Below are 19,239 nucleotides of genomic sequence, written 5' to 3'. Positions count from 1 at the left end.
AAAAGTGATAAAAAATATATTGCAAATATATAAGATGTACCTACTAATATATTTATAATCACAATTCATAAGATATTTAGTATTAATGCAAAGGTGGTTCAACTGAAATTAGGGCCTCTTAATGACATTGCAAGATCCATCACATATACACTTCAAAATGAAGCAGGTGGAAGAACTGGAATATTTTTTCAGTTCTACGTATTCCTCTGGGTCGTGCTTACTACGTTTTTCATAGTGACCCGCATACTTTCAGTTACAAGCAGGCCAGATCCGGTTTATCTTGCCAGTGCTCCACTGTATGTTGTTCTTCTATACCTGCCATTATACATATTCTGGATCTATGAAAAGAAAATAGGTATCGAAAGAAGAAGAATAAGAGAACTGTATGTTGTGGATTCCGTAAATGTTGAATACAAGTTTGCAGATTCAGTTGAGCTCGGATTTAAAAACCCGCTTTACCTGAGAATAAACAACCCTACTGCCAAACGAATCGAAAACATCTGGATACGAGCTGTTTTTCCTACAACAGTACTTTGCAGCAAGCCTGTGCTCAGTCTTGGCTCACTTGAACCCGGTTCATCTGTTTGTGCAAATATCTCATTTGTACCTCTGATAACAGGTGATGTCTCAATGGGTTATTATGACCTGTATCTTGAGGTTGATAAGCATAAACACCAGAAACCACCTTTCTTTTTTGAGAATATAAAAGTCAGGCATAGTTATCTTCAGCTTAATGTTGATGTCAGGGGACAGTTCAGATTCGCACATGAAAACCGGCTTTCAATCAAAATGACAAACAAGTCAAAAATCGAATTAGGAGATTTGCATGCCAAATGCTCATTTATAAATGACCTGAACTATGATACTGCTTTTTCCGAAACAAAAAATGTAGCTCCGGACTCAGCTTTCAATACGGAATATCGCATAACTCCAACTAAAGGAGGGGACATATCCCTAGGAAGTTTTGAGGTCTTTTTCAGCATTGCAGGAAACAATTGTAAAATTGGGCCGATTCCTTTCGGAAAATATTATGTCCGGATACCTGAGGTCAATGTCAGGATCAAGGTACCGGACTCATTGCATATCGAGGTTGGAAATACCATAGGTATATATGTAGACAACAGATCCGACGAAGTAATCAAAAATGTATGCTTTAATAGCTGTTTTTCATCTTTTATAGAATGCCATGAACCAAATGTCTGCATCAAGGAAATACAGGCTCATTCTTCAGGTTTTACGTCTCTTGTTGTAAAGCCCGTCAATCACGGGAAAATAGATTTCGGGAACTTGAATTTTTCCTTTGAAGTAAACGATATAATCTGCCAGCAGGAGCCATTTGATCTGGGAATTCATAAGGTAGTATGACAAACAAGTCTCTGTTCATTCAAGTTTCTGACCGCAGTTTACACAGAACTTTTCATTGTTCCCGGTTTCACGGCCGCACTGAGGACACTTTCTTTTTCCATTACCAATATTCGAACGCTGAATAACACTATCCTGTATCGTAGTATTGCTTATGTTGTACTGGGTTACAGAATCATCAACAAAGAGCTTTATATCAGTTCTCTTTTCGATCTCTTCAAGGATCTTATGATAAAAGCCGGTAAGTCCTTCCTCTTTTTCAGCCCAGGCTTTAACGATAAGTCTGGATTTACGCTTACCTACAACTTCAATATAGGCTGCATACTTCATGCCGGCAACACCTTCTGCATAGAATCTTGCCACACCTGTGAAAAGTTGCTGCGTAGATGTGATCTCCGGTGTTATCATATACATGTTCATATCTTTCAGGATACGGGTGGAAATATCAAAGAGATTCTCGGCAGGGATTTCCAGATCCTTTGTATCTTCTTCCGCAATCATCATTGAACTTACACTCATTCTCCACGCATTTTCATCGATCTCTTTTACCTTAAGTACAGGACAAACGATATTTACCATCTTGTTACTCAGATCCATTTGAACGTGTTTTTTACGATTGTAATCATAATACCTGATGTTACCTGCGAATATACAATCCCCGCATTCACCTGTAGGTCTTATGGAAAATGTCACCGCTTTACCTTCACCAGGCTGTAACATTGAAATATTCTTCTGGCTATCTTTTATGCGAAAGACATCAGGAACAAAAAGACTGATGGTTATGTCACCCATGGGTTCATCTGATGTGTTTTCCACCTTTATCTTGTAAAGTATGTTAGCTCCTTTGTACTGAATAGCCGACTTAATAACAACCGGTTTGTTTTTAGAAGATTTAGCAAGATCAGCTGCTGCAGGGTTTGTAGTTTCAGAATTTATCGTCGAAGAATCTGATCTTTTTTCCTTTGAAAATTCAGCAAGATTAAAACTTTTATTTGCTTCATCTTCAGAGAAAGATTTCTTTTTATTTTTCTTTTTTGATAGTTTTCTTAGTACCAGAACAATTACAAATATAACTATCAGAGTGCCAAACATTTCATAAAATGCATCTTCATCAGATGTTGTGGAATAATCATAATCCGAATAATCATATCTATAATCTTCAGTGTAATCAGTATAGTCATCGGAATCTCTGGTTATGACATCAGTTGAATCGTAGTCAACAGTATAGTCAGGATAAATGTAAATGTCCGAAATGACCACATAATCATAACCGTAGAAAGAATCATAATAAACATCATCAATCCTGAATTGCAGAGTAAGATAGTCATCACGGTAACTAAAATAATCACCTTCTGCATAGTACTGGTCCTGAACCAGAGTATCATAATATGAAACTGCTATCCCCACAGTATGATCATATGTGTCAATATCAACTATATTCAGGTAATATCCATCCTGAACCTCAATAATCTCATCCTCAGCAAATATCAATTCATCATCTGATGCGGAAACCACTCCGATACTAAAACTAATAATACTAAAGAGGAAAAAAAGAATTAACGGAATTCTGAGAGATTTTTGTACCAACATTCCAACCTACCTTGCAACTAATCCCTTTTACGTTTTTATTCCAAATGATATTAATCTTCGCTTAGAATATAAAAAGCAAATTTAACAGAAACCATCAGGCATCTGTTAATCGTTTACCACACTGGCTACAAAAGCTTGCTTCAGAAGGTACTGTTGACCCGCATCCCGGACATTTTCTTACAGTAGAGGATACCTTGCCCTGTGCAGCCCCCATCATACCGGCATCCAGCTCCTGCCTGCGGTAAGAATCCTCACGCTCCCTGTCCTCTACTTCCATCATGAAACGGACCTTATCTTCCTTTGCTGCAGTTTCACTGTGCTTGACCTTTGCAAGTGCTTCGAGCTGTTCAGGTGACATCCTGCCATATTCCCGGCCTTCACTTACGGTCTTTGCAACATCTGAACCTCCTGTCTCGGTGATGTGTTTTAGATATTCCATATCACGGCCATGCTCGCGATCCTTCATATCCTGCTCAACCTCAAGTTCAGCACGCATACCCCTGGCCTTTGAAAATTTCAGTTCTTCTTTCAGACGTATAGCATCCCTTGCTTCCTTCATATCAGCTTCAGACTGTAGCCTTTCTGCATCCAGGTCGGATTTGATATCCTTTAAATACTGGTCACGCTGGAAATCTTTTTCTGTTGCAACAGTTGCCTGTTCTGCACGCATCCCTGCAACTTCCTCCCTTCCCCTGCGCTCAAGATCACCTTCAACTGAAAGAGTGTCAAGTTCAGCAAGTTCTTCCCTGGTTTGGAAGTCATTGGTAGCCTGCATTACCTCACCATAGGATCCCAGGTTCCACTGTACGGTATATTTCAGCATCTCCAGTCCCCACATAGAAAGAGTTGACTTAAGGCGTATTTCAAGTTCATTCTCAATGTTCAGGCGGAGATTCCTGTTCCCATACAATTGTTCTATGTCCTCCTGCCTTAATTCCGGTTCAAGAACAAGTGTCAGTACCTCACTTTCAAGACGCCTGTATATGTCTTGGATGGAAAGTGCCCTGATTCCTTTTTTATCAGGAGTGGAATAGGCATATAACATCTGGAAGAAACGTTTGGGATCCTGTATTCTGAATCTCAGAAGACCTTTGCAGGAAACTTTCTGGTTGTCACGGGTCCACAGCTCCGGTTGTTCCCATTCCAGATCCTTTGGGGATGTATCCATCAAGGCAACATCAACATCTTTCCCAATGGTTCCGGGTTTTAATAGTCCTCCGACCTTCAGTTTACCGCTGTCAACTATTTTGTCAACTTCCCCGTTCCTGACCATGGCAGCTTTTTCGTTTGGAGAGAGTATAACAGCTTTACTGAAAAATCCTCCAACCTCTTTTTTAGGAACTACCCTGGCAATATCGTCTGCTTCTCTTTTCCACTTAAATACCATTTATTGCCACCTTTTTTTAAATAATACTTATATTGATTATATGAGTAAATATTATATATATCGTTTTCCATTGTATACATAGGCATACTAATATGCTAAGGTAATAACTATGGCAAATTCTTACCCTATAAGTGCAAGAATATCAGAAGACAGCAAAGTATATCTGGACACACTGGTAGAAATGGGAATAGCAATTAACAGATCTGAAGCTGTTAAGCTTTGTGTCAGATATGCAAAGCAAAAGAAAATGGAGGAGGAATTATAAGTGGGATTGACTAATCCATTCAAGAAGGTATCACCTGAAGAGCTTAAAACAAAACTGACTATTTCAGAACAGAGACTGTCTACACGTGAAAAAGAACTGATCAAAAAACAGAACCAATCAAGAGAGCAGGCAAAAGAAGCTCTTGCCAAGGGGAACGACAGGGAATTCAGGGTTGCCTCAAGAAGATATTCATTGGTTGAAGGCCAGGTCAACACCATCAGCAACATGGTTGAAATGGCACAGTCCATGACAGATGTTATCGAAATGCAAACAGGACTTAAAGAAGTTGTGGAAATCGGCCAGGATCTGGGCAAGTGGCAGAAACAACTTGGCTTTGATACTTCTAAACTGGAGGGAGCTGTAACTAACATAAGAACCTCCATGGAGAAAGTGAACACCGCAACAAACATGATGACCGCTTCCATGGATGCGGCAATGGGCGGTGGCACAGAACTTAACGAAATGCAGGATTCATTAAGATCAGAACTCCTTGCCGAACTGTCAAGCGAGGAACCTGCAAAGGACGAACTCTCCAAGAAGATAGAATCAGAGATGGCAGATACCGAATAACGGTACCTCCCATTTGATAATCTCCAGGGTTGATAAGGGGTGCCTATTTGAACTCAGCTGTTACTTTTGCCGCTCAGGCACGTGGCTATGCTAAAGCTGCAAAGGATCTAGAGGACAGGGGCGAGAAGGAAAGAGCCAGGGAGCTTTACCTGAAAGCTGCTAAACTCTATAATGATGCTTCTGGCATGGCTGGCGATGAGATAGACCGCAATACACAACGTGATCTTGCAGAGCATCTTTTTTCCAAAGCACAATCACTCAAAGGCTCAACAGTTATGTCTTCAGGTGGCCAGTTTGATGGTAAAAAAAGTAGGACAAATAGTGATGATTCGTCACTTTCAAAGAATGATGTTTTTCTGAAAGAGGTACCTGATATTGGTTTTTCAGAAATAGGTGGCCTTGAAGACGTTAAAGAAGAGATTCGCAAAGCTATAATTTATCCATTTACCCACAAAGAACTCTATCAGATGTATGGTCAGAAAGCCGGAGAAGGGATTTTGCTTTACGGCCCGCCTGGCTGTGGAAAGACAATGATGGCAAAGGCTGCGGCAAAAGAGTGCGGTGCGGATTTCATCAGTGTTAAGACCAGCAGCATTGTTAGCAAATGGGTGGGTGCTTCTGAAAAAAATGTCAAACAGGTATTTGATATAGCAAGGAACGAAGAAAGGTCCATAATATTCTTTGATGAAATAGATTCCATTGCCTCACGGAGAAGTGAAAGCGAGGACTATGCGAAAAGAGTCGTCAACGAACTGCTGGCACAAATGGATGGTGTAGATACTGCATCGGATAACCTTCTTGTTCTGGCAGCTACCAATGAACCCTGGGCAATTGACCCAGCATTAAGACGTCCTGGACGTTTCAGCAAACTTGTATTTGTTCCAGAGCCTGATCTCGATGCAAGGGAAGCAATACTTAAAATCCACCTAAAGAAACGTCCGATTGATGAAGATATTGATATCAAACATCTTGCAGAATTAACGAGATCATATTCCGGGGCTGATCTTGCAGCCATATGCAAAGAGGCAGCCGACATACCTCTTGGAGAGGCACTAAAAGGTGGTGAAACCCGCAAGATAGAACTCAGGGATTTTGAGACTGTTCTGGAGAAACGTAAGCCGTCCATAGTAAGCTGGTATATCGAAGCCAGATCCGCCATTCAGAAAAGTGGTGAAGAAGAAGTATTTGCAGAGATACTGAATAAGTGATACCGATGTCATTGAAACTTTCATATTTTGACCCCAGGAACAACCTGCTCATTGGAGTCTACATCGGTTTCCTTTTGGGCCTCACAAGAGGATTCCCAAATGCTATAGGCGGTGCCATAATAGGTTTGATACTTGCTTTTGTTACAGCTTATATTGTTCAGGGATCCTTGAACAAGAAAATAGAAAAAGAAAACTATTATGGAGCAGATTCCATCATTTCTAATGCCTTTTTTCTGGGATTGGTCATAGCAATAGTCGGAGCTATTATTTTTTCTTCAGTTAAACCTGCACCCCTCATTTCAATTCTCGTTTGTACAATTGTGGCCTTGCGTTCAGGATCAAAGGTCAGAAAGATATTGCTGAAAAAGAATGCTGATAAAGAAAGGGAAATACAGCAAAGACTCCAGATCGAACAGGAAGCAAGTGATTCAGTGCAGGTGCTCATTGAGGTGCAACAACCACTTAGAACTGAGACAGAAAATCCTGTAAAAATAACTATTGTAAATCCATCTGATCTGGAAGTAAGAGATATTTCCATTATAGCCAAATGCAACCGTCTTGTCCGTTGTGACGAACCTGATGTGACCATAGATGTAGTCCCCCCTGGTTCATCTGGATATACCGCTATTTTTGTTTATCCGAGGATGCCAGACCACATCGATATTGGGAAACTGTACGTTGCATACCTTATAAATGACAATTACTATGAAAAAGAACCCCTTGACATTGGAACATATGAAACTGTCACTGGTCAGCAAACTCCTGTCATAAATACTCAAAACGTTACAAGCCCTCTCCAAATTGAAAGGGAAACAGAATTCTACCAGGGCTTTGTACGCCTGAAAATGTCGTTGAACAACCCCTCATCTCTGGTTATAAATGATGTGACACTGGAATTCGATTTTGACGAACATCTCTTCAGGATAGACAGATTCGAACCATCATATTCCATCAAGAACAACAGACTCATGCTTGGAAATATACAGGGTCAAAACTCGAGATCTGTGGCAGTCTATTTTGATCCCCTGCTATGCTCAAAGTCCTCGGAAATAAAATGCAGGATATTCTACAAGGATGCACAGGGAAAACTTTTGAGCACCGAAATGAGACCTAAGAAGATTGAAGTTACCTGTCCTATACTGGAAACAACTTCTTCCACAAATATAAACACAGGAATGCTCAGGGAACTTGTCGAATCACTTCCTTTCAGAGACAGCAAAGTTTACAGAATTAATTCTGAAATGGATGCTGCAAACCTTATGAAAATATGTAGAGAGATGATACAGAAACATGATATCAGACACATAAGGACTTTAAAAACAAAGGATGGAAAAAACTATGAAACGTGGTATTATGGAAAAACAAAGGTAAACGGTTATGATATTGTTCTTAAGATCACGATTTCTGAAGATACTGAAAGCATTGAGATTTTCGGAGCAACACAGACAGGTGGCTCTCTGGTTGGAATGCTTTCAGAATTTGGTAGGGATATCTTCACAGAGATAAATAGCAAAAAATCCACAGAGAATGAACAGGCTGAGCTGAAGCAGATAGTAAATGTCAACATCAGAGACTCTATCATCCAAAGAAGTAATCTTCTCAACTCATGTGACCCTAATGGAAATTGCAGTGAAGACGTACTTATTGAGGATAATATAATACAGAGAAATGAGTCCAGAGTAAACTTCTGCCCTTCATGCGGTGCAAAGATAGTTTCAGGAGCTAATTTCTGTAGTGAATGTGGCACAAAGATAATGTGATCATTGGAAATTAAATGATAAAATGCGGGAATGATTTAAGATGGAAATATTAAAAGACCCGGAAGAAATTGAAAGAGCTAACCGGCAAACAATAATCAAAGACCTGGATGATATTTACAATTCTGTTGATAAACTAATCCATAAAACCTATCTTAAAAAAGAGACCGAACTTAACTTTCAGCTTCGTAATATTAAAACAGATATATCCCAGTTACTTTCCGACATGAAAAGCAAAAATCTAGATGCTTTTTCCGGTAAGAAGGGAACATTGAATGAGTTTTACCAACATGAGAATAAGTTGCTGGAAGAATCAACAACATTAAGAGAGACTTTTTCATCCCTTATATCTTCAGATTCTATAGACGTATTCATGCTTGAAAACATTCTTGACAGTTTCAAAAAAGGTTTCAATAACCGTATCACAGTTGACCTGGACATCATGAAGGAATTTAAACTAAAACAAATGGAAGTAAGTAGTGCAGAGCGCGTAATGTCAGGTGAAAAAAAGATACCGGTGAAAAAAGAATCAAAGAAAACAGAAAATGGAACCATCAGTCTAACTTATGGCAGGACAGGAGATATAAATAGATCAGCACCTGCAATGGTAAGAGCGCCTGAACATAAAAAGTCTGTTGAAGAACAAAATCAGGATAATACGAAAAAAGACATTGATACTGAGACACTTGGAAAAATTTATAATTATATGAATATCCTGGAAAATAAATACTCAACTCAAAAACCTGAAATCTCATTTGACGGAGAATACATTGGTGACAAGAAATGGAAAGTAGAGATTTCCGATAAATTCATTTCAGGAACAATAATACGAAAAATGGTGCTTCCTGTGATAACATTTGAGACATTCTGGAAACCATTTGTTGATCTGAGAGCCATTATGCAATTTGTCCAGAATAAAGCAAATTCAGCTCCTGCAGGGCAATATAAGAGTCTTTGCATTTTAAATATAAAATGGAACAGCGATATAAAAGAATGGGCAAAAAACTATGTCCATCCACGTCTGGTTATTTATCTTTGTGAACTGGAAACAGAGGAAATAACATACAATACGGGTTTGAAAAATGCAGACATATTGAAGATCTGGCATAACCAGAAGGATTATGTTTACCTTGAAGAACAAATAGAAGAACTTGTCCTGCAGGATGAACCTTTCAACGAATCTGATGTTGTTCAAATCACGGGACTTAACTCAGATGGTGCAAAGAAATTCCTTGCATCAATGGTAGCTGAAAACAAGATAATAGACGTAGGTTTTGGAAAATCCCGGTATACAGGATTAAAAAATAAATAAAAAAAGATATCAGAGAGTGAGTAACTCACTCTTCTGCTACTTCTGTTGCTTCATCCCCGGCTGGCTCTTCATCGCCGCCAAGGATCTTTTCTATAGCATCACTGCCATATTCTGCAACAACAGTGTTTATCTGAACGATGTCAGGTGCAACTTCCTTTCCGCGCATCATTTTTCTGCGGCGTACACCCTTTGCTACAGGTGAATATCCTGTTCCGTTTGCAACAAGGACCTTCTGCCTCCTTGGTCCTGGAAGGTCTGGTCTCATGACCATTCCACTCTTGTCGCTTCCGCCGGTTATCTTCAGTGTGTAGCCTGGTAAACCAACAGCTACTCCATCAACGGTTTCTCCGATTGATTTTCCCATGAACTTGTTAGCTTCAGCGCCAGTAACATCGAACTGGTATGATTTTGTCTTAGGGTCTGCGACCACTACTTTGAAATCTGCCATATATTTTCCTCCTTATTGTTTTATTGTTCCTTTTTGTTGTGATTTGTCTAATGAATCATGCATCCTTTTACTTTGCCCAGAAAGCATTACCCTTTCTTTTCATTGCAAGGAATGCATCCAGTGTTTCTAATTCATCTGCCGTCATTGTGTCGTAAATTTCATGTTCCATTTTCTTTGCATCCCTTTCGGGAATATTCACAAAGAGTATATCCTCTTCTTTAATTTGCCTTCCAACTGTAGGACCTTCAATGGCCATTGCAACTTCCATGCCTACATTTGCCTTAGAAATATTTTCTCCGCGCATCTGAAGACCTTTGACCTTACCTACAACCTCACCTTCGGTAGTAGTAATGTCAACACCGGTTCTGACCACACCACCAATTATTTTCACGCCTACTACAGCTGGTTTGCTCTGGCGGAAAATACAGTCTGGCATAATCTGGAATCTTCCGGGTTTGGTTATGGTATCGGATATCTCTTTCTCTGAAAGCTCTTTCTGCTTCTTTACCCAGTCCTTATAATCATCGATCAAACGATATATCACGTTGTTCATGAAAAGTTTTACTTCTGTGGACTGGACTTTTTCCTTTGCATCCGGAAGGACTTTCACACTAAAGCCTACTATGACAGAAAAGAAGGGATCCTCAATAGCTGAAACTTCAACGATATCCCTGTTACTGATATCACCAACATCCGCCTTTCTAATAGGTATCTCTTCTTTCTGGAGTTCATTTACAAGAGCTTCAAGAGAACCGATTGTATCAGCTTTTATTGTAATACCAACTGTATCGGTATCTATCTGAACATCCTCTATCTCATTTTTGATCTCTTCTGTGACAGCGTCAATTGTCTCAGGATTTACAACCCTTACAGGAGAACCTGCAAGTGCACCTTCCAGATTGGGAGCTGATATCTTAATACCAATTGCAGCAGTGGCTTCGTTCACCTGCTGGAATTTTTCCTCGGCTTTAATCTCAGAAAGAGGGCGTGGTTTTAGCAATGCCCTGATCTTTGTCTGGATTGGGTCTCCAAGACTTCCCACAACAATTGTGTCACCTTTTTTGATAGTACCGTCATAAAGGATTGTGTCAATTGTGGTTCCAAGACCTTTTTCTTCCTTAACCTCAAGGACAGTACCGATTCCAGGTGCATTTGCATCATAGTGCAGGTTGCCTTCAAGGAATCTCTGGGCAAGCCCCAGAAGAATCATAAGCACATCAGCGATACCTTCACCTGTTGCTGCACTTATTGGAATAATACCGATATTACGCTGGAAATCATTTACCCTGTCATATCTTTCAGAGTTAAAACCAATGTTGTAAAGTTCACCGACAACCTCATAGAACTTGTTATCAAGATCGGACTTTACACTTTCACTCTGCTTGTTATATGTAGCAAGGAATGGAGAGCCCTTATTGGGTTCCCATCCATGGATCCTGTCGATCTTGTTTGCAACAACAACAAAAGGAGTCTTGAATCTCTTGAGAATCTGGAGACTCTCAATTGTCTGGGGCATAAATCCTTCATTAATATCAACAATAACAATAGCGAGATCTGCAAGTGCACCGCCCCTGCTTCTAAGGGAAGTGAATGCATGATGTCCGGGTGTGTCAATAAACAAAAGTCCCGGCACGATGAACTTGTCTTTTAGTGAAGGATCTCCACATTTGTTCACAATGTTCTCTATGGGAACCTCAGTTGCACCTATGTGCTGGGTAATGGCACCTGCTTCCCCATCGGCAACGGCACTTCCCCTTATCCTGTCAAGTAAAGTAGTCTTACCGTGGTCAACATGTCCCATTACAGAAACAATTGGCGTACGTAGATTTTCATTTACAGCCATGTGTAAACCCCTTCAAAGATTATACTGATAGTTGAGAGAAATTAAAGTAAAGGATAATTTAGGATATTTGGCGTTGTGCAAATATCCCGGAACTTTACTATTTACTCGTAAAGGCAGACCTCATCGATCTTTGTATAATTAACTATCTCAGGATCATCGAAGTGGATAGCAATCTCACGCTGTGCGGATTCTGCTGAATCTGATGCATGGACAACGTTTCTGCCTGTTTCCACTGCTAAGTCTCCCCTGATTGTTCCTGGGAGTGCGTCAACAGGGTTTGTTGCACCATTTACTGCACGCATGATAGCAATAGAGTTCTTTCCTTCAACAACCATAGAAACGGATGGACCAGATGTCACATATTCAATAAGTGAAGCAAAGAAAGGTCTTTCGACATGTTCCTTGTAGTGTTCTTTTGCATTCTCTTCACTCATGACACCGAGCCTCATGGCTGCGATCTTAAGACCACGCTTCTCTATTCTTGAGATAACCTCACCCATAAGTCCGCGCTGCACTGCGTCGGGCTTTATCATAATATAAGTCTGTTCCATTTAGAACACCCGATTATGCCTTCTTCAAGTAAACTCTTCCCTGCTCGGTCCAGACGGTACGCCTTGGTAATCTTCCAAGGTTGAAGTTGTTTTCGCATTTGGATGAACAGAAATAGTATGTAGAACCATCCTTTTTTACGAAAAGCTTACCCGTTCCCGGTTCAAGGAATTCACCGCAAAATGAACATTTTCTCTGTTCCATTTCAAGTCACCTCATCTGGTAGTCAGTTTCTTGGCTTCTCTGGAAGTCTCGATCAACATAAGAATGTCACCGATCCTTACAGGACCAACACAATTACGGGTGATTATACGGCCTTTATCGCGCCCTTCAAGCACGCGGCACTGTATCTGGCTGGCTTCACCATGCATACCGGTGTTACCGATAACATCGATGACTTCAGCCGCATAGCCTGTATCTTCATCTGCCATAGCGATACCTCACGTATCAGGATTATTTAAGTGCACTTACTTTCTGTGCAATGTCGTCAACAAGTTCTCCGCCCTTGCCTGCATCGACTATAGCGACTGCAGAGCAAGCAACACCAATTCCACAGGCTGCACCAAGCTCTTTCTGCTCTTTTACATAGATGTATGCTGCATTCTTCTCTTCACAGAGAGGTGCAATGTGTGCGATGACTTCAGCAGGATCGACATCCTCTGCAATTACTGCAAGCTTTGTGGTGCCTCTCTCAATAGCTTTTGTCACTTCATTGATTCCTTTCTTTAATTTGCCTGTGTCTCTTGCAAGTTCTACACTCTCAAGTGCTTTGTTAGCGAGTTCTTCTGGAACGTCAAATTTTGCTGCCATATTATTTTCTCCTTCGAAACCATGTTGTATACTCATGGTTTTTCATCATTCATTGGGTGCCGGAAACCGGCTAATTTGGCCAATTACAATTGTAACAATGTTTTCAATAAATTAACTGACACAAAGTTAAATGCCAAAGTAATGGCTGTGAATTACTGCATTCAGTTATATAGTTATTTTATAGAATGCGCAATTGGAGTCATAAAATAACCTGTTCAGGTATAAACCTTGTGGCAGGAAAAAAGAAAAGATGAGATCAGAAAGATACCACATATCTTTACCGACCTTAGTTTGCTTAATGATTCAATAATACTTTTCCATTGCGAGGTTATAGAAATTGGAAGTATTGGCTGTAATAACAACCTTTGCTATTCTTCCTTCATCCCTGATATCAACATTGTACATGAGGTTCCTGTCAGAACTGTTGTCTGCAAGAATGGATATTGTATCAAGTGTAGTGTCAAGCGGATTAAGGAAGACCTCAGTCCTGGAATAGTTACCATCGCCCATGTTCCTGAATTCTAGATAGTGCTGATCAGCAATCATGTCCTCAGAACTCAACATCTGATATTCTGCACCTGGTTCGACATAAGAGAGTATTTCCGAATATTCAGTAGAGACATTTGCTGTTCCTGAAGAAACATCAATTACTTTTTCAAGACTGCTTGAAGTACCAAGAAGAGTTGGGGTTCCAATAACATTATAAAGTTCTCCGCCTCTGGAAAGCATCTGATAACCATTATAAGTGTCTGCTACCATATATTCAAAGTTGATAACTTCCGGGTTGAGTAAATGTGCCTCAAAAGCAAAGCCATCATTATTTGAAGCTGAATACCTCTTAACGATCAATGTATTGTATACCGAATACAGATCAGTAATATTTGGTGCAAATACCTGAAGCGGTGTATTGTATATTCGCGCATAATCTACATAAGCCGCATTTGTCACGCCTTCAGGAGTAACTGTAAGTCCATCTGAAATGGAATCTATTTCAGCACTAAAATGAGTACCGTCAATAACTTCAAAACCAGGGGCGTCCTGTGCATCTGTTGTTGTATCTTCTCCAGTGTTAGAATTATCTCCATTACCACTGAAGAATAATGGTAATATTGACATTACCATTATAAAAGCCAGAAACAAACCAATTATTTTCACATATTTTTGTTCCATTCATTCTCCTCAGATAAGTTATTATTTTAAAATAGAAATTGCTCAGATTGCATTTTCTCCAATCTTTGCTATTGTGGCATCTATATCAGCTTTAAGTTCATCCGGTATTCCCTGAATGCCAACATCCAGGAAACCTCTTACGATCATACCTACTGCATCTTCTTCAGTAAGACCTCTTGCCATCAGGTATTCGATCTGCTCACGTGCAATTCTTCCCACGGCAGCCTCATGTGACAGTTCAATATCCTCAACATTTGCTTCAAGTATAGGAATAGCTCTCTGCATTCCACCACCAAGCACAAGTCCATGGCATTCAAGGTGTCCTTTTGCATTATCTGCGTTACCGATCATTTCACCGCGGGCAATTGCATCTCCACCAGTTGTAATTGTTCTTGATATGAGCTCTGCCTTAGTATCCTCGGCATTAAAGATCACCTTGCTTCCAAGATCAAGCTCTGAGCCAGGATGTGCAACAGCAATTGTGTTAAGCCTTGCAAATGCACCCTTTCCCTCAAGGATGACAGTAGGATAAGATTGAACTGATTTCACAGGTTTCAGAGTCACATAATTGCTTATGTATGAACCGCCTTCTTCAACATGGACAACAGTCCTTGGCCTGACACCTATTTCCTCACCCCAGTTATGTATCATTGTGAAATTAAGGGTAGCTCCCTTTTTCACGTACATTTCTGAAATACCGAGGTGAAGGCCCTTGTCAACACCATGCTTTGTAGAACAACCTGTAATAACATCAAGTTCTGCTCCTTCTTCAACAATTACAATATTATGAACAGTCTGGGAAACCTGCTTTGAACCAATGAGCAAACATGTCTGGACAGGCATCTTTGATTTCTTGCCGGCAGGTGCCCTGATGAAATATCCGTTTGCATCCTGCAGGTAGCTCATTGCAGTATATTTGTCTTTATCGGGTTCGACAAGTTTCCAGGAATAATCTTTAACCCATTCATGAACCTTCATTGCATCTCGAAGGGACATAAGTTCCACGACATCCTGATCACGTAGTGATGAATGTGTAACAGCGTTATTCAACATAAGGAAACTGCCAGCCCTGTTATCTTCAGATGGAGTGAATCCTACATTCAGGAGAGTTCTCTGATCTTCTTCACTGAGTTCTTCAAGATCATCAGCCTGCTCTGCTTCCTCAGATGCAAGTCCATACTCGTTAAGATCGAAATCCTCACCATATGAGGCATTCTTCTTAAGAGCTGCTTCTGCCTTCTTTCTCATATCTTCATCAGCTTGCATTTGATACACTCCTCATATCCCTGTTCCTTAATCTCAGTCAGCATTTCACGTGGGTTTCCTGAGCACATAACCGTACCATTACACAGGATATACCCTCTGTCAGCCTCTATATAGTCAAGTACCTGCCCTGTATGTGTGATCACCAGTGCAGACTTTCCATGTTTACACCTGTCACCTGCACACTTGCAATCTTTCTGCAAAAGATGTTTTATAGTATTTCCAAGCTGTTCAATACTTACAAGATCAACTCCGGATTCAGGTTCATCAAGAAGAATGAAATCCGGATTCTGCGCTGAAAGCTGTAAAAGTTCTGATCTCTTGATCTCTCCACCGGAAAAACCTACATTAACATCCCTTTCAAAGAACCTTACCATATCAAGGGTTTCTGCAAGCTCTTCTGCGTCTTTGATATCTTTAGAAATTACATTTAAAAGATCGTGAAGTTTGACACCGTTCATGTTCGGAGGCCTTTGAGTCATAATACCTATGCCCATCTGCGCCCTTTCATAGACCGACATATTTGTGATATCTTCACCTTTGAAGATTATTTCTCCTTCTACTACATTATAGCCGCTAAATCCCATCAGTGTCATGAGTAATGCGGATTTACCTGCTCCGTTTGGCCCGAAAAGAACGTTAGTATAACCGGCTTCTACATCAAGGTCAACGCCTTTCAATATTCTTCGGCCGCCGATTTCAACTGTTAGGTTATTGATCTCCAGCATAATATGGCCTCCTTTTTGATATTATATGTCCATGAAATCATGGTTTCATGGGAATCTTGCTGTAATATACGGGTTATCGCTTAAAAACCTATTGAAATTTGAAGAAATAACAATTAGAAATAATGCAAGATTTCGATATCATGCCAGAGATATAAATTTTATAGTGACTTGCTAATGAACAGGGTTCATAAACCTAGTTCCTTAGCAATTTCCTGAAATTCCTTACCTTTGTCCGTTGTAACATACATGTTCCCCTTCTGTTCGATCAGACCGTTTTCCTTTAAAAGGGAAAGATACCTGTTCACTACTTCAAAATTCAGGTTTGCACGGTACACTATATGTGTTTTTTTTGCCCCCTCTAATGCAGCCCTTAAGATCTCCACACTTATGGCTGTTTTGCTTCTTCTTATATTATCACATCCAAACATGATTAATTTTTAAACATGAACTTTTTACCGTGTTTCTAAAAGAATTGTTTTATCGAATTTCGAATCATTTCTGATCAATTTGTTATACCACGGATTATATCACCTCATTTTGTCTTTCAAAGTTATTCCTCTATCAAACATTTTGGTTCTTGACTATTTTTTCTATCCATAGCAGCATGAACATCACTATGAGAAAGATAAATGTTATCTGCCAGAGGTAGTAGTGAAAGTAACTGAACATTGAAGGATAGAGAATTCCAACAAAAGACAGGAATATCAATCTCATCATGTTCACACCAAACATTGCAGGTATTCCCAGCACCAAGCCCAGTACTTTCTTATTCAGCGTTGTGGGATAGGCAAGTATGCAGCCTGCATAAACCAGAAGTTCATACATTCCTGTGCATTCATCTATTATCATCACAGAAAATCCTTCCATGTAAACAGACTGACCATAAGAAGAACTTTCAACGCCTAAAAGCGACATTAGGGATGAAAGAGCATCAGCAGTCAGTAAGTTCAGAAAAGCAAATTTTTCCTGTAAGGTTATGTATACCAAAGTGAAAAGCGCTATATAGAACAAATAAGGTCCTATAAACCTGAGAACATTTTTGTTCTTTTTAAGAAAGTCCTTAAACTGACTCTTATTACCAACAGTAGCAGCTGTTTCCCTTTCAATAGACCTGGATTTTCTGGTACCTTTTGGTTTTCTGTTCTTTTTTACCATAACCTCTCCCAGCAATAAAAAAGAAAAGAAATTGGAATTAGTCACGACGTCTTAGTGTGACAACTCCAAGAGCTCCGAGTATACCTACCATGAACAATATACCTACAGGTGTCAGCACAGGTACAACCGGCTGACAGTGGAAGTGACTTGGATCCTCATCCGTTACAGTGGTTCCGGTCTCATCCTCTCCGGTTACATCGGCAATGTTCTCATACTGTGGAACACATTCCTCAAGCACATCGGTAACAACATAGGTCCATGTCTCACCAATATCCAGTACATCATCACCATTACCCTTGTCAGTGATTTTATCATTTCCAATGATACCGATCTTATCGTCCTCAACGACTACGTTGTACAATGCTACATTACCTGTGTTGGTTACGAAGTATTCCCAGGTTATAGTCTCGCCCACCTCTATCTGAGGACCGGCAGGATAATCTGCGTCCTGACCATTGGTGTGCTTCTCAATATCGATATCAGGTTCACATCTTACTATATAGTGACTTGGATCCTCATCCGTTACCGGGATTCCCAGCCAGTCTGCATTCACTGTAGCAAGGTTCTCATACTGGCCACATTCTGCCGTACCAGTAGCCTCATAGGTCCATACCTCGCCAACACCAAGTGTATCATCACCATTACCCTGATTAACAATATTGGTGATAGCACCAATCATATCATCAGTGACAACAACATTTTCCAGAGGTACATCTCCTGTGTTAGTGACAACGTAAGTCCATGTTACAGCATCCCCAAGACTTAGTTCAGGACCTGTAGGATTGTCTGCATCAAAACCATTGGTTGCCTTCTCGATGTCAATATCAGGATTTGGTATAGTAAAGAATATACGTGCCTGATCCTCACCAGGAATATCAAGGTTTCCTCCGGCGGTCACCTTGACCTCGAATCCCTCACCTGGAACAAGGTTAAATTGGTCTTTAAGGCCTGTTATTGCAATCTCATATACCGCATCTCCGGTCTGGCTTGCAGCTGCATTTACATTAGCCTCTGAGAAACCGGGGAAAGTTCCGCTAAGTGGGGAAACAGTCCATTCATTTCCTGAAATCAGTATAAGTACGCTCTTTGAACCCTGTGTGAGCACAATACTGAACTGCTCACCATTACCAACACCATTGATAGGCTTTCCTGTTACAGGGCCCACCGTATCACCGTTAGATGCCAGACTTGATATACTGCCGTCTCCATCAAGGTCACCGGGAAGACCATATACTGTGGACATACCATATAATACGTCAGATACCGGATCATAGCGTGCATACAAACCCTTTAGATCGTAACCGCTTTCTTCCGATCCTGCAGTAGCCATGTTTTCATTAAACAAAGTACCTGAATCTGTTATTGGATCTTCATCGTACCAATTTCCATTCTGGAATACGACCATTTTATCTCCAAAAGGACCAGCAGCACTATATCCAGAACCTTCTGCCTGTCCATAGGCCCAATTTTCGTCCCACTCCCCAGCTCCACGAGTTCCATCCACCGAAATTGCCATGGCACTAGGGACGGAGAATAAAACGATCAATATGCCGAACATTACATGTAATCTTTTCATATTTTCCGCTCCCATTGTTATAAAGAATATATTTCAATTTAAGAGTTAGTCAACACTATATATAGGGATGCAGCAAACAAAGATTAGTATCTATCCTACGTAAATACATTAAGAAGATAGACTAAGAAGAAAACCTTTTTTTAACGGCAAGATATAAAAATCCGAACTAACTGTCAGTGAAAATGAGAGGTAATATTAAATAAATTATAATCTTGGTTACGTGGAAAATAAGAATATGTTTTAAGA

Annotated in this window: 20 protein-coding genes; 6 read left to right on the top strand and 14 right to left on the bottom strand. The window is 40.2% G+C overall.

The features are described from left to right. Positions 1 to 93 precede the first annotated feature (93 nt). Positions 94 to 1,365, top strand: coding sequence for a hypothetical protein (locus J2746_RS06275; protein WP_209617894.1), 1,272 nt, complete (start codon positions 94 to 96; stop codon positions 1,363 to 1,365). A 15-nt stretch (positions 1,366 to 1,380) separates the two neighbouring features. Here the strand turns inward: J2746_RS06275 and J2746_RS06270 are convergent, their stop codons facing one another. Both J2746_RS06270 and J2746_RS06265 read right to left on the bottom strand, forming a co-directional pair. Next, positions 1,381 to 2,952 carry a zinc ribbon domain-containing protein gene (locus tag J2746_RS06270; protein ID WP_209617892.1) on the bottom strand — a complete coding sequence of 524 codons (1,572 nt, stop codon included), beginning with the start codon at positions 2,950 to 2,952 and terminating at the stop codon, positions 1,381 to 1,383. 94 nt (positions 2,953 to 3,046) lie between these two features. Then, complete coding sequence (locus J2746_RS06265) at positions 3,047 to 4,339, bottom strand: SPFH domain-containing protein (protein WP_209617889.1); 1,293 nt, start codon at positions 4,337 to 4,339, stop codon at positions 3,047 to 3,049. A 109-nt stretch (positions 4,340 to 4,448) separates the two neighbouring features. On the opposite strand from J2746_RS06265, the gene J2746_RS06260 reads away from it, so the two are divergent. Genes J2746_RS06260 through J2746_RS06240 form a run of 5 tightly spaced genes read left to right on the top strand, consistent with a single transcriptional unit; the run spans position 4,449 to position 9,451 of the window. Continuing rightward, a complete protein-coding gene (locus J2746_RS06260) occupies positions 4,449 to 4,604 on the top strand; it encodes a hypothetical protein (protein WP_209617887.1) in 156 nt (51 codons plus the stop codon). Further along, positions 4,605 to 5,174, top strand: a complete 570-nt coding sequence (locus tag J2746_RS06255) for a hypothetical protein (protein WP_209617884.1) — start codon at positions 4,605 to 4,607, stop codon at positions 5,172 to 5,174. It abuts the gene before it with no gap. Positions 5,175 to 5,221: 47 nt separating this feature from the next. Beyond that, complete coding sequence (locus J2746_RS06250) at positions 5,222 to 6,382, top strand: AAA family ATPase (protein WP_209617879.1); 1,161 nt, start codon at positions 5,222 to 5,224, stop codon at positions 6,380 to 6,382. Between the two features lie 5 nt (positions 6,383 to 6,387). Next, a complete protein-coding gene (locus J2746_RS06245) occupies positions 6,388 to 8,142 on the top strand; it encodes a zinc ribbon domain-containing protein (protein WP_209617876.1) in 1,755 nt (584 codons plus the stop codon). A gap of 40 nt (positions 8,143 to 8,182) precedes the next feature. Continuing rightward, positions 8,183 to 9,451: a hypothetical protein gene (locus tag J2746_RS06240; protein ID WP_209617873.1), complete on the top strand. Its 1,269-nt coding sequence runs from the start codon at positions 8,183 to 8,185 to the stop codon at positions 9,449 to 9,451. 25 nt (positions 9,452 to 9,476) lie between these two features. On the opposite strand, the gene J2746_RS06235 is transcribed toward J2746_RS06240, so the two are convergent. The 12 genes from J2746_RS06235 to J2746_RS06180 form a co-directional block, all read right to left on the bottom strand. Beyond that, on the bottom strand, positions 9,477 to 9,899 hold the full coding sequence (locus J2746_RS06235) for a 30S ribosomal protein S6e (RefSeq protein ID WP_209617870.1): 423 nt from the start codon (positions 9,897 to 9,899) through the stop codon (positions 9,477 to 9,479). Positions 9,900 to 9,966: 67 nt separating this feature from the next. Further along, entirely contained in the window at positions 9,967 to 11,742 is a 1,776-nt protein-coding gene (gene infB / locus J2746_RS06230; RefSeq protein WP_209617867.1) for a translation initiation factor IF-2, read from the bottom strand. 101 nt (positions 11,743 to 11,843) lie between these two features. Beyond that, complete coding sequence (ndk, locus tag J2746_RS06225) at positions 11,844 to 12,293, bottom strand: nucleoside-diphosphate kinase (RefSeq protein WP_209617864.1); 450 nt, start codon at positions 12,291 to 12,293, stop codon at positions 11,844 to 11,846. A 13-nt stretch (positions 12,294 to 12,306) separates the two neighbouring features. Continuing rightward, positions 12,307 to 12,495, bottom strand: a complete 189-nt coding sequence (locus J2746_RS06220; protein ID WP_209617860.1) for a 50S ribosomal protein L24e — start codon at positions 12,493 to 12,495, stop codon at positions 12,307 to 12,309. Between the two features lie 11 nt (positions 12,496 to 12,506). After that, complete coding sequence (locus J2746_RS06215; protein ID WP_023846305.1) at positions 12,507 to 12,722, bottom strand: 30S ribosomal protein S28e; 216 nt, start codon at positions 12,720 to 12,722, stop codon at positions 12,507 to 12,509. A gap of 22 nt (positions 12,723 to 12,744) precedes the next feature. Further along, positions 12,745 to 13,101, bottom strand: coding sequence for a 50S ribosomal protein L7Ae (gene rpl7ae / locus J2746_RS06210; RefSeq protein ID WP_209617857.1), 357 nt, complete (start codon positions 13,099 to 13,101; stop codon positions 12,745 to 12,747). 303 nt (positions 13,102 to 13,404) lie between these two features. Next, the gene (locus J2746_RS06205) at positions 13,405 to 14,271 is read right to left on the bottom strand and encodes a hypothetical protein (RefSeq protein ID WP_209617854.1); all 867 of its coding nucleotides are present in this window, start codon (positions 14,269 to 14,271) and stop codon (positions 13,405 to 13,407) included. A 42-nt stretch (positions 14,272 to 14,313) separates the two neighbouring features. Beyond that, positions 14,314 to 15,537, bottom strand: coding sequence for a SufB/SufD family protein (locus J2746_RS06200; RefSeq protein ID WP_209617851.1), 1,224 nt, complete (start codon positions 15,535 to 15,537; stop codon positions 14,314 to 14,316). After that, positions 15,516 to 16,262, bottom strand: coding sequence for an ABC transporter ATP-binding protein (locus tag J2746_RS06195; protein ID WP_209617850.1), 747 nt, complete (start codon positions 16,260 to 16,262; stop codon positions 15,516 to 15,518). The genes J2746_RS06200 and J2746_RS06195 overlap by 22 nt, the downstream gene beginning before the upstream one ends. Positions 16,263 to 16,447: 185 nt before the next feature. Then, the gene (gene sso10a, locus J2746_RS06190) at positions 16,448 to 16,690 is read right to left on the bottom strand and encodes an Sso10a family chromatin protein (protein ID WP_209617847.1); all 243 of its coding nucleotides are present in this window, start codon (positions 16,688 to 16,690) and stop codon (positions 16,448 to 16,450) included. A 133-nt stretch (positions 16,691 to 16,823) separates the two neighbouring features. Beyond that, positions 16,824 to 17,417 (bottom strand): archaeosortase B, encoded by a 594-nt coding sequence (gene artB, locus J2746_RS06185; protein WP_209617844.1) that lies wholly within the window; start codon positions 17,415 to 17,417, stop codon positions 16,824 to 16,826. Positions 17,418 to 17,454: 37 nt separating this feature from the next. After that, positions 17,455 to 18,993 (bottom strand): DUF7507 domain-containing protein, encoded by a 1,539-nt coding sequence (locus J2746_RS06180; protein WP_209617840.1) that lies wholly within the window; start codon positions 18,991 to 18,993, stop codon positions 17,455 to 17,457. Positions 18,994 to 19,239 lie beyond the last annotated feature (246 nt).

Source organism: Methanolobus bombayensis (genome assembly GCF_017873415.1).
Taxonomy (GTDB): Archaea; Halobacteriota; Methanosarcinia; order Methanosarcinales; family Methanosarcinaceae; genus Methanolobus; species Methanolobus bombayensis.
This window is presented reverse-complemented; position numbering and strand designations above follow the sequence as displayed.

Bases quoted from the DNA above. Each gene is read 5' to 3' on its own strand.
- J2746_RS06270 (WP_209617892.1), bottom strand. From the start codon at position 2,952: ATGTTGGTACAAAAATCTCTCAGAATTCCGTTAATTCTTTTTTTCCTC.
- J2746_RS06265 (WP_209617889.1), bottom strand. From the start codon at position 4,339: ATGGTATTTAAGTGGAAAAGAGAAGCAGACGATATTGCCAGGGTAGTT.
- J2746_RS06260 (WP_209617887.1), top strand. From the start codon at position 4,449: ATGGCAAATTCTTACCCTATAAGTGCAAGAATATCAGAAGACAGCAAA.
- J2746_RS06245 (WP_209617876.1), top strand. From the start codon at position 6,388: ATGTCATTGAAACTTTCATATTTTGACCCCAGGAACAACCTGCTCATT.
- J2746_RS06240 (WP_209617873.1), top strand. From the start codon at position 8,183: ATGGAAATATTAAAAGACCCGGAAGAAATTGAAAGAGCTAACCGGCAA.
- J2746_RS06235 (WP_209617870.1), bottom strand. From the start codon at position 9,899: ATGGCAGATTTCAAAGTAGTGGTCGCAGACCCTAAGACAAAATCATAC.
- infB (WP_209617867.1), bottom strand. From the start codon at position 11,742: ATGGCTGTAAATGAAAATCTACGTACGCCAATTGTTTCTGTAATGGGA.
- ndk (WP_209617864.1), bottom strand. From the start codon at position 12,293: ATGGAACAGACTTATATTATGATAAAGCCCGACGCAGTGCAGCGCGGA.
- J2746_RS06220 (WP_209617860.1), bottom strand. From the start codon at position 12,495: ATGGAACAGAGAAAATGTTCATTTTGCGGTGAATTCCTTGAACCGGGA.
- J2746_RS06215 (WP_023846305.1), bottom strand. From the start codon at position 12,722: ATGGCAGATGAAGATACAGGCTATGCGGCTGAAGTCATCGATGTTATC.
- rpl7ae (WP_209617857.1), bottom strand. From the start codon at position 13,101: ATGGCAGCAAAATTTGACGTTCCAGAAGAACTCGCTAACAAAGCACTT.
- J2746_RS06205 (WP_209617854.1), bottom strand. From the start codon at position 14,271: ATGGAACAAAAATATGTGAAAATAATTGGTTTGTTTCTGGCTTTTATA.
- J2746_RS06200 (WP_209617851.1), bottom strand. From the start codon at position 15,537: ATGCAAGCTGATGAAGATATGAGAAAGAAGGCAGAAGCAGCTCTTAAG.
- J2746_RS06195 (WP_209617850.1), bottom strand. From the start codon at position 16,262: ATGCTGGAGATCAATAACCTAACAGTTGAAATCGGCGGCCGAAGAATA.
- sso10a (WP_209617847.1), bottom strand. From the start codon at position 16,690: ATGTTTGGATGTGATAATATAAGAAGAAGCAAAACAGCCATAAGTGTG.
- artB (WP_209617844.1), bottom strand. From the start codon at position 17,417: ATGGTAAAAAAGAACAGAAAACCAAAAGGTACCAGAAAATCCAGGTCT.
- J2746_RS06180 (WP_209617840.1), bottom strand. From the start codon at position 18,993: ATGAAAAGATTACATGTAATGTTCGGCATATTGATCGTTTTATTCTCC.